This is a genomic window from Dialister sp. CAG:357, from assembly GCF_000435155.1.
Lineage (GTDB): Bacteria > Bacillota > Negativicutes > Veillonellales > Dialisteraceae > Dialister > Dialister hominis.
Window position 1 is genome coordinate 29,439 of the sequence record NZ_FR896432.1, and the last position, 1,418, is coordinate 30,856.

The 1,418-nt window shown below is 55.9% G+C and carries 2 protein-coding genes; both read right to left on the reverse strand.

Going from position 1 to position 1,418, the window contains the following annotated elements; genetic code table 11:
• On the reverse strand, positions 1-673 hold a 673-nt coding region (locus M3200_RS05835), incomplete at its 3' end, for a WecB/TagA/CpsF family glycosyltransferase (protein WP_288178175.1).
• Positions 670-1,418 (reverse strand): IMP dehydrogenase (locus tag M3200_RS05840; RefSeq protein ID WP_288178176.1); only part of this gene is annotated, 749 nt, incomplete at its 5' end. The genes M3200_RS05840 and M3200_RS05835, both read right to left, overlap by 4 nt.

Consider the following 1,418-nt stretch of genomic DNA (forward strand, 5'->3'; position numbering starts at 1 on the left):
TGGGCTGCAGATACAAGCGGTAAGCCCATTCCAGCCGGTGGTTTCGCATCCACATCGGTGCGCGCGGCAGTGTGCCGCTCATGACATCGAAGACGCCGCCGATGCCCATGGAGACCGGTACGCCCAGTTCATCCATGTGATCGCGGATCCATTTCTCCTGCTTTGGCACGCCCAGACCGGCCAGAAGGAGTTTGGCTCCGCTTTTCTTGATGTCTTTTATAATCTTTTTCTCTTCTTCGCTATCGAAGTAGCCTTCATGGCATCCTGCGAGCTTGAAGGGAACGTGAAGTTCCATGAAACGGGCTGCGGCTCTCTGGGCAATGCCCGGCGCGCCTCCCAGGAAATATACCGGCCACTCTTTTTCCGAGGCAATCTTCAGAAGTTCTTCAGCAAGGTCTGCGCCCGCCACCCTTTCCGGGAACGGCGTGCCAAGCTTTTCGCCTGCCCAGAGCACCCCGGCTCCGTCCGGAACGACCAGGTCGCACGTATTCAGGATTTCCTTAAGCTCGGGATCCTTCTGCGCAATCATGATCATTTCCGCATTCGCCGTAGCAATCATGCGGGGCTTTCCTTCAAGAACAGCTTCCTTTGCCCACTCGAGAGCGTCCTCCATGGTGACCGCATGCACGCGGACATCCATGACAATCTGCTGCTTTTTACTGATATCTGTCATTTGGCACTGTAGTTAGGCGCTTCTTTGGTGATCATCACATCATGCGGATGGCTTTCATCAAGGCTTGCGCTCGTAATCTGAATAAACTGCGCCTCTTCCCTCATAGCTGCGATGTCTTTGGCGCCGCAGTAGCTCATGGCTGCCTTGAGGCCGCCAGAGAGCTGGAAGAGCACGTCTGAAACATGACCCTTGTAAGGAACTCTTCCCTCAATGCCTTCGGGAGCTGTCTTTTCAAGGACGCCGCCGAAGAAACGGCCGCTGCCTGCTGCCCTGAAGGCGCCGGCAGAATCCATGCCGCGGTAGAGTTTATAATTTCTTCCCTGGAAAATCACCATCTCGCCGGGGCATTCATCTGTCCCTGCCAGAAGGTTTCCAAGCATGACGCAGGAAGCACCGGCTCCGATTGCCTTGGCAATATCGCCGGAATAACGCATGCCGCCGTCGGCAATGACGGGGATGCCCGCTTCTTCGCAGGCTCTTGCGCAGTCATAAATAGCTGTCACCTGCGGAACGCCTACGCCTGCAATGACGCTCGTCGTTCCCACCGATCCCGGGCCTACTCCGACCTTCACATCCGAAGCGCCGGCTTCAATGAGAGCCTTTGCCGCATCATAGGTCGCAGCATTTCCTGCAACGATTTCTGCATCAGGAGCGGATTTCCTGAGATTTCTTACGATTTCAAGCGTCCTCTTAGCGCCTCCGTGGAGAGCTTCCACGAAGAGCACGTCAGCGCCTGCTTTAAGGA